Here is an 8,920-nt window from a genome sequence, read left to right as displayed (position 1 = left end):
CCCCGGCCCCAGGAGCGCGTACTCTGGAGGGCTTCTCCCATGTCAGAAGACCAGGAGTTCATTGACTACCTCAGGTCGGTCGCCACCGATTTGCACGAGACCCGACGACGGCTCGAAGAGGTCGAGTCGGGCAAGCGCGATCCGATCGCGATCGTGTCGATGGCGTGCCGCTTTCCTGGTGGAGTCGCCTCTCCTGAGGACTTGTGGCGGTTGTTGGCCGAGGGTGGGGACGCGATCTCGTCATTCCCGGCCGATCGGGGCTGGGAAGAACTCCAGGTGCCGCAGTCACCCGACGGGCAGGGCGGGATCGCGGCCGTTCAGGGTGGGTTCCTGGCGGACGCGGTGGGGTTCGACGCGGGTTTCTTCGGGATTTCGCCGCGTGAGGCGCTGGCGATGGATCCGCAGCAGCGGTTGTTGCTGGAGACCTCCTGGGAGGCGGTTGAGCGGGCCGGGATCGATCCGGTCTCGCTGAAGGGCAGCTCGACCGGTGTGTTCGTGGGCACCAACGGCCAGGACTACATGAGCCTGCTCACGAGCCTGCAGGCGGACACGGGCGCTCACGGCGTCACGGGTCTGGCGGCCAGCGTGTTGTCGGGTCGCCTTTCGTACACGCTGGGGTTGGAAGGCCCAGCGGTGACGCTGGACACGGCGTGCTCGTCGTCGCTGGTGGCGCTGCACTTGGCGGCGCAGGCGCTGCGGTCGGGTGAGTGCTCACTGGCGCTGGCCGGCGGGATCACGGTGATGGCGTCGCCGATGGTGTTCGTCGGGTTCAGCGCGCAGGGCGGAATGGCGCCTGATGGCCGGTGCAAGGCGTTCGCCGACAGCGCCGACGGCACGAGCTGGGGCGAGGGCGTCGGCGTACTGGTGCTGGAGCGGTTGTCGGACGCACGCCGCAACGGGCATCAGGTTCTGGCGGTGATGCGGGGTTCTGCGGTCAATCAGGACGGCGCTTCCAACGGTCTGACCGCGCCGAACGGCCCTTCACAGCAGCGGGTGATCCGGCAGGCGCTGGTCGGTGCCGGGTTCTCGCCTGCCGAGGTGGACGCGGTAGAAGCACACGGTACGGGTACGACGCTGGGCGACCCGATCGAGGCGCAGGCGCTGCTGGCGACCTATGGTCAGGATCGCGATCGGCCGCTGCTGGTGGGCTCGATCAAGTCGAACATCGGTCACACGCAGGCGGCTGCCGGTGTGGCAGGTGTGATCAAGATGGTCATGGCCATGCGGCACGGGGTGTTGCCGAAGACGCTGCACGTGGACGAGCCATCCTCGCACGTGGACTGGTCGGCTGGTGCGGTGGAGCTGCTGACCGAGGCGGTGGAGTGGCCGGAGGTCGGCCGACCGCGCCGGGCGGGTGTGTCGTCGTTCGGGATCAGTGGCACCAATGCGCACGTGATCTTGGAACAAGGACCGGCGGCAGAGGAGGCTCCGCAGTGGCAGGAGCTGGGCGTGGTTCCGTTGCTGGTGTCCGCGAGGACGGATGAGGCGTTGCGGGCGCAGGCCGGGCGGTTGGCGTCTCACCTGAGTGACGGGCCTGGGCTGGCGGACGTCGCGTTCTCGCTGGCCACGACGCGGTCGGTGTTCGAGCACCGGGCGGTGGTGCTGGCGAGCGATCGTGAGAGTGCGCTGGCCGGTTTGGGTGCGGTGGCCGAGGATCTGCCGGGTGCCGTGTGCGGGGTGGCCGAGGCGGAGCCGAAGCTGGCCATGCTGTTCAGCGGCCAGGGCAGTCAGCGGGCCGGGATGGGCCGGGAGCTGTATGACCGGTTCCCGGTGTTCGCGGCGGCGTTCGACGAGGTGATCGCCGCGCTCGACCCGTTGCTGAACGGTTCGCTGCGGGAGGTGCTGTTCTCCGACTCGGAGGCGTTGGATCAGACCGGTTGGGCGCAGCCGGCGTTGTTCGCGTTGGAGACGGCGCTGTTCCGGTTGGTGGAGTCGTGGGGTGTGCGGCCGGCCGCGCTGGCGGGTCACTCGATCGGGGAGATTACGGCGGCGCACGTCGCTGGGGTGCTGTCGCTTGAGGATGCCTGTGTGCTGGTGGCGGCGCGGGCTCGGTTGATGCAGGCGCTTCCTGAGGGTGGGGCGATGGTGGCGGTGCAGGCCGCCGAGGAGGACGTCGCCGCTCTGCTGGTCGGGCGTGAGGGTGAGGTGTCGATCGCGGCGGTGAACGGTCCGGCCTCGGTGGTGATTTCCGGGGTTGAGCAGGCCGTTCTTGAGGTGGCCGACGCCTTGGGGGTGAAGACGCGGCGGTTGCGGGTGTCGCATGCGTTCCATTCGCCGTTGATGGACCCGATGCTGGCGGCCTTCCGTGCCGTGGCCGGGAGGCTGACCTACGCCCCGCCGCGGATCCCGATCGTCTCCACCCTGACCGGAGAAACGGTCACGGCCGAGCAGTTGTGCTCGCCGGACTACTGGGTGGACCAGGTGCGTGGGGCCGTCCGCTTCGCCGATGGCATCCGTACCCTCCAAGGTCAGGGCGTGGGGGTGTACCTGGAGTTGGGCCCTGACGGGGTGCTGACCGCCATGGCCGCCGACACCGTCGATGCGGTGGTGGTGCCGGTGTTGCGCAATAACCGGGATGAGCCGGGCGCCGTCACCGAGGCACTTGCCCGGTTGCACGTGCACGGGGTGGCGGTGGACTGGCAGGCCCTGTTCACCGGCGGGCGCCGGGTGGACCTGCCGACCTACGCCTTCCAGCATCAGCGGTTCTGGCCGAACGCCAGGCACAGCGGTGACGCCCGCGTCCTGGGCCTGTCCGCGACCAGGCACCCCCTGCTGGGCGCCGCCGTGAGTCTGGCCGACTCGGACGGCGTACTGCTGACCGGACGCTTGTCCCTCGCGTCGCATCCGTGGTTGGCCGATCATGCGGTCGGGGGCGCGGTGATCTTCCCGGGTACGGGGTTCCTTGAGCTGGCGGTACGGGCCGGCGACCAGGTCGGGTGTGACCTGGTGGAGGAGCTGACCCTGACCGCGCCTCTCGTGCTCGGTGAGCGGGATGCCGTTGCGGTGCAGGTGTGGGTGGGGTCGGCGGCCGAGTCGGGTCGCCGTAATTTGAGTATTTACGCTCGCCCTGCCGAGGCCGCCGAGGATGAGCCGTGGGTGCGGCATGCCTCTGGTGTGCTGGCTTCCGGGTCGCGGGTCGGTGATGGCTTCGACACGACGGTGTGGCCGCCACGGGATGTCGCGCCCATCGAGCTGGAGGGTTTGTACGACCGGCTGGCCGAGGGCGGGTTCCGCTATGGGCCGGTGTTCCAAGGGCTGCGGGCGGCCTGGCGCGGTGCGGGGGGTGAGGTGTTCGCCGAGGTTGGCCTGCCGGAACAGGCGGTGTCGAGCGCGGGTTCGTACGGCGTGCATCCGGCTCTGCTGGATGCGGTGCTGCACGCGGTGAGCTTCGCCGAGCTGGACGACGTCGGGAGCGGCCGGATGCCGTTCTCGTGGGGTGAGGTGTGCCTGCACGCCGGTGGCGCGTCCGTACTGCGGGTCCGGCTGGACAGGGTCGGCGGTGACTCCGTCTCCGTGCTCGCGGTGGACCCGGCCGGGGAGCCGGTGCTGTCGGCGCGGTCACTGGTGCTCAGGCCCGTCGTGGCCGACCAGCTGGCCGCGGGCGGCGGCCGTGACCTGCGCCGGGACTCGCTGTTTCAGCTCGCTTGGACGGCGTTGCCCGATGGAGCGGCAGTGTCCGCCATCGACTTCGATTCGGTGGAGCTGGCCTCGACGTCGGCGGCGGCGTTGGCGGCCCTGGAGACGGTGCCGGACGTGGTGACCGTCGCGATCGGCTCCGCCGGGTCCGATGAGGTGGTCGCCTCGGTGCATGGGGTGACCGCTGAGGTGCTGGGTCTGGTGCGGGCGTGGCTGGCCGATGAGCGTTGCGCGCGTTCCCGGCTGGTGTTCGTGACCTCGGGTGCCGTCGCGGTGGGCGAGGGCGAGACGGTGTCGGACCTGGCGGCCGCTGCGGTGTGGGGTTTGGTGCGGTCGGCGCAGTGGGAGGAGCCGGGCCGGTTCGCACTGGTCGATGTGGACGGGCCTTCGTTGCCGGCGGAAGTGCTGGCGACCGCGTCGGCGTTGGGTGAGCCGCAGGTGGCGGTACGTGAGGGTGCGTTGCGCGTACCGCGACTGGCCCGGGTTCCGCTCGGCGGAGATCTGGACCCGGCATGGGACCCCGAGGGCACAGTACTGATCACGGGTGGCACCGGCGGTCTGGGCGCGGTGTTCGCACGGCATGTGGTGACCGAGCGGGGTGTGCGGCGTCTGCTGCTGACCAGCCGGAGGGGTTTGGACGCTCCGGGCGCGGTGGAGTTGCGGGCCGAGCTGATCGCGCATGGTGCCGAGGTGGAGATCGTCGCCTGTGACGTGGCGGATCGTGATCAGGTGGCGACGCTGCTGGCCGGTGTCGATCGGCTGACCGCGGTGATTCACGCGGCGGGTGTGCTGGCGGACGGCACGATCGCGGCGATGACCGAGGAGCGGCTGGAGGCGGTGCTGCGGCCGAAGGTGGACGCGGCCTGGCATCTGCATGAGCTGACCCGCGATCTGGATCTGGCCGGGTTCGTGGTGTTCTCCTCCTTGGCCGGGGTAATGGGCAACGCCGGTCAGGGCAACTACTCCGCGGCGAACGCGTTCCTGGACGCGCTGGCCCAGCAGCGGCGGGCGGCCGGTCTGCCCGGGCTGTCGCTGGCCTGGGGGGCGTGGGCTCAGGACACCGGGATGACCAGCACGCTGGACGACACCGACATGCGGCGGATGACGCGGGCCGGGGTGCCGCCACTGACGGTGGAACAGGGTTTGGCGCTGTTCGAGGCGGCTATCGCGCGGGAGGATGCGCTGCTGGTTCCGGTTCGGCTTGAGCTGTCGGTGTTGCGGGCTCATGGTGAGGTTCCGGGGTTGTTGCGTGGGTTGGTGCGGGGTGGTCGGCGGTCGGCGGCGTCGGGTTCTGTGGTGGCGGCGACGTTGTTGCAGCGGTTGGCTCCGCTGGGGGCGGCCGAGCGTGCCGAGGTGCTGGTGGATCTGGTTCGCACCGAGGTGGCGATGGTGTTGGGACACGCTTCGCCGGGGACGGTGGAGGTGCGGCGGGAGTTTCGTGAGCTGGGCTTCGACTCGCTTACTGCGGTGGAGTTGCGTAACCGGCTGAACTCGGTGACGGGGTTGCGGTTGCCGTCCACGCTGGTGTTCGACTATCCGACGCCTTCGGTGCTGGCGGAGTTCTTGCTGGCGGAGTTGCTCGGTGAGGACGCCGGTGTGGTCATTCCCGGGCCTGTTGTGCCGGTGGCGGACGATCCGATCGTGATCGTGGGTATGGCGTGCCGTTATCCGGGTGGGGTTGCCTCGCCGGAGGATCTGTGGCGGTTGGTGTCCGAGGGCGGGGATGCGATCTCGGAGTTTCCGACTACGCGGGGCTGGGATCTGGGGGCTTTTTACAGTCCGGATCGGGAGAGCCGGGGGACCAGTTATGTGCGTGAGGGCGGTTTCTTGTATGAGGCGGGGGAGTTCGATCCGGGGTTCTTTGGGATTTCGCCGCGTGAGGCGTTGGCGATGGATCCGCAGCAGCGGCTGCTTCTTGAGGTGACCTGGGAGGCTGTCGAGCGGTCCGGGATCGACCCGGTGTCGTTGCGCGGCAGTCAGACGGGCGTGTTCGCCGGGGTGATGTACCACGACTACGCCAGCAGTGTGTCTTTCCCGCCGGAGGCGCTGAGTTTCGTGGGCACCGGCACTGCGAGCAGTGTCGTGACTGGTCGTCTGTCCTATGCGCTGGGTCTGGAGGGCCCGGCGGTGACGGTGGACACGGCGTGTTCGTCGTCGCTGGTGGCGTTGCATCTGGCGGCGCAGGCGCTGCGTGGTGGTGACTGTTCGCTGGCGTTGGCCGGTGGTGTGACGGTGATGGCGAACCCGGGGGCGTTCATCGACTTCAGCGCTCAGGGCGGTTTGGCGGGTGACAGCCGCTGCAAGTCTTACGCCGATGCCGCCGATGGGGTCATCTGGTCCGAAGGTGTGGGCGTGCTGGTGCTGGAGCGGCTGTCGGACGCCCAGCGCAACGGTCACCAGGTGCTCGCGGTGGTGCGGGGTTCGGCGGTGAACCAGGACGGCGCGTCGAACGGGTTGACCGCGCCCAATGGTCCTTCGCAGCAGCGGGTGATCCGCCATGCCCTGGCCATGGCAGGACTTACGCCGTCCGACGTGGATGCGGTCGAGGGACACGGCACCGGTACGACGCTGGGTGATCCGATCGAGGCGCAGGCGCTGCTGGCCACCTACGGCCAGGATCGTGATTGGCCGTTGTTGCTGGGGTCGATCAAGTCGAATCTCGGTCACACTCAGGCTGCCGCCGGTGTCGCGGGTCTGATCAAGATGGTCATGGCGATGCGGCATGGGGTGCTGCCTCGGACGTTGCACGTGGATGCGCCGTCGTCGCACGTGGATTGGTCGGTGGGGGCGGTCGAGTTGCTGACCGCACCAACCGAATGGCCGGAGGCTGGCCGGCCGCGTCGGGTGGGTGTGTCGTCGTTCGGGATCAGTGGCACGAATGCGCACGTGATCATCGAGCAGGGGCCGCAGGTCGCCGTGGAGGAGCGGGAGCCGGTCGGTGGTGTGGTGCCGTTGCTGGTTTCCGCGAGGACGGAGGAGGCGTTGCGGGCGCAGGCCGGGCGGCTGGCGTCTCACCTGAGCGACGGGCCGGGGTTGGCTGACGTTGCGTTCTCGCTGGCCACGACGCGGTCGGCGTTTGAGCATCGTGCGGTGGTCATCGCTGGGGATCGCGAGAGTGCGCTCGCTGGTCTGGGCGCGGTGGCCGAGGATCTGCCGGGTGTGGTGCGCGGGGTGGCCGGGGCTGAGCCGAAGCTGGCCATGTTGTTCACCGGTCAGGGCAGTCAGCGGGCGGGGATGGGCCGGGAGCTGTATGAGCGGTTCCCGGTGTTCGCCGAGGCTCTGGACGAGGTGATTGCGGAGCTGGATCCGTTGTTGGAGGGGTCGCTGCAGGAGGTGTTGTTCTCCGATTCGGAGGCGTTGGATCAGACGGGGTGGGCGCAGCCGGCGTTGTTCGCGTTGGAGACGGCGCTGTTCCGGCTGGTGTCTTCTTGGGGTGTGCGTCCGGACGTGCTGGCCGGGCACTCGGTCGGGGAGATCACGGCGGCGCATGTGGCCGGGGTGCTGTCTCTTCAGGACGCGTGCGTTTTGGTGGCGGCGCGGGCGCGGTTGATGCATGCGTTGCCTGCGGGTGGGGCGATGGTGGCGGTGCAGGCGGTCGAGGAGGATGTCGCCGCTCTGCTGGCCGATGGGGGCGTCGGTCTGTCGGCCGGGTGTCGGGGTGAGGTGTCGGTGGCGGCGGTGAATGGTCCGGCATCCACGGTGATTTCCGGGAATGAGCGGGCTGTTCTTGCGGTGGCGGCTGTGCTGGAGTCGCGTGGGGTTAAGACGCGGCGGTTGCGGGTGTCGCATGCGTTCCATTCGCCGTTGATGGACCCGATGCTGGAGGACTTCCGTGCGGTCGCCGAGACGCTGACTTACAGTTCGCCGGAGATCCCGATCGTGTCCACCCTGATCGGGGAGGCAACCGAGCGGTTGTGCTCGCCGGAGTACTGGGTGGAGCAGGTTCGGGGCGCGGTCCGGTTCGCCGATGGTGTTCGTGCCTTGCATGCGCGGGGCATGGGAACGTATCTGGAGCTGGGCCCCGACGGCATCTTGACCGCCATGGTCGCCGACACGCTCGCAGACTCGGACGCCGTTCTGGTGCCGGTGTTGCGCAAGGACCGCGACGAGCAGTTGACGGCGATGACGGCGCTGGCCGAGCTGCATGTGCACGGGGTGCCGGTGGATTGGCAGGCGGTGCTCCCGCGCGGGTGCCGGATCGACCTGCCCACCTACGCGTTCCAGCACGAGTGGTACTGGCCCAGCGCGCAGCGGATGGGCGACGTCCGCAACCTGGGCCAGGCTGCGGCGGGGCATCCTCTGCTGGATGCCGCCGTGAGCCTGGCCGACTCGGACGGCGCTCTGCTGACCGGTCAGCTGTCGTCGCGATCGCATCCATGGCTGGCCGACCACACGGTGGCGGGGATGGTGCTCTTCCCCGGCACCGGGTTCCTTGAGCTGGCGGTACGGGCCGGCGACCAGGTCGGCTGCGCCCTTGTCGAGGAGTTGACGTTGGCCGCGCCGCTGGTGCTGGGCGAGGGCGAGTCGGTTGTGGTGCAGGTCGTGGTGGGCGCGCCGGAGGAGACCGGCCGCCGAACCTTGAGCATCTATTCGCGCCCCGCGCAGGCGGGTGACGACGTGCCGTGGGTGCAACACGCCACCGGCACCCTTGCCCCGGACAGCCAGGCCGCCGCGCCGTTCGACACGGCAGTGTGGCCTCCCGTCGGTTCGATCGCGATCGAGTTGGACGGGCTGTATGAGGAGCTGGCCGTCGGAGGGCTGGGCTATGGCCCGGTGTTTCAGGGGTTGCGGGCGGTCTGGCAGCGAGATGGCGAGGTGTTCGCTGAGGTCGTGCTGCCGGAGCAGGCGGGTGCGGGTTCCTTTGGGGTGCATCCGGCGTTGCTGGATGCGGCGTTGCATGCGTCGGCGTTCGTCGGGCTGGATGTTGCGGCGGGTACGCGGTTGCCGTTCTCCTGGCAGGACGTGTGCCTGCATGCGGGTGGCGCTGCTCTGCTCCGGGTTCGGCTGGCCCGGTCGGGCGACGATGCGGTGTCATTGACGGCGGTCGATCGGGAGGGAGCGCCGGTGTTGTCGGCGCGCTCGCTGATCCTGCGTCCGGTCTCGTTCGATCAGCTCGCCGGTGGTAGCGCGGAGCGGGAGTCGCTGTTCGGTCTGGATTGGGTTGCGCTGCCGGAAGCCCCGGGTGCGCGGGCCGGTGTGAGTGTGGTTGAGCTGGTCGGTGATCTGTCCTCGCTGGACGAGGTGCCGGACGTGGTCACGGTCACGGTGGGGTCGGACGGCGTGG

1 protein-coding gene is annotated in these 8,920 nt (G+C 69.4%); it reads left to right on the top strand.

The features are described from left to right. Positions 1-39 precede the first annotated feature (39 nt). The coding region (locus AB0I81_RS34535; RefSeq protein ID WP_360665417.1) for a type I polyketide synthase at positions 40-8,920 on the top strand (8,881 nt) is incomplete at its 3' end.

The sequence above is a fragment of the Nonomuraea sp. NPDC050404 genome, from assembly GCF_040655495.1.
Lineage (GTDB): Bacteria > Actinomycetota > Actinomycetes > Streptosporangiales > Streptosporangiaceae > Nonomuraea.
The sequence above is the reverse complement of the archived record's forward strand: the minus strand, read 5'-3'. Positions and strand labels throughout refer to the sequence as shown.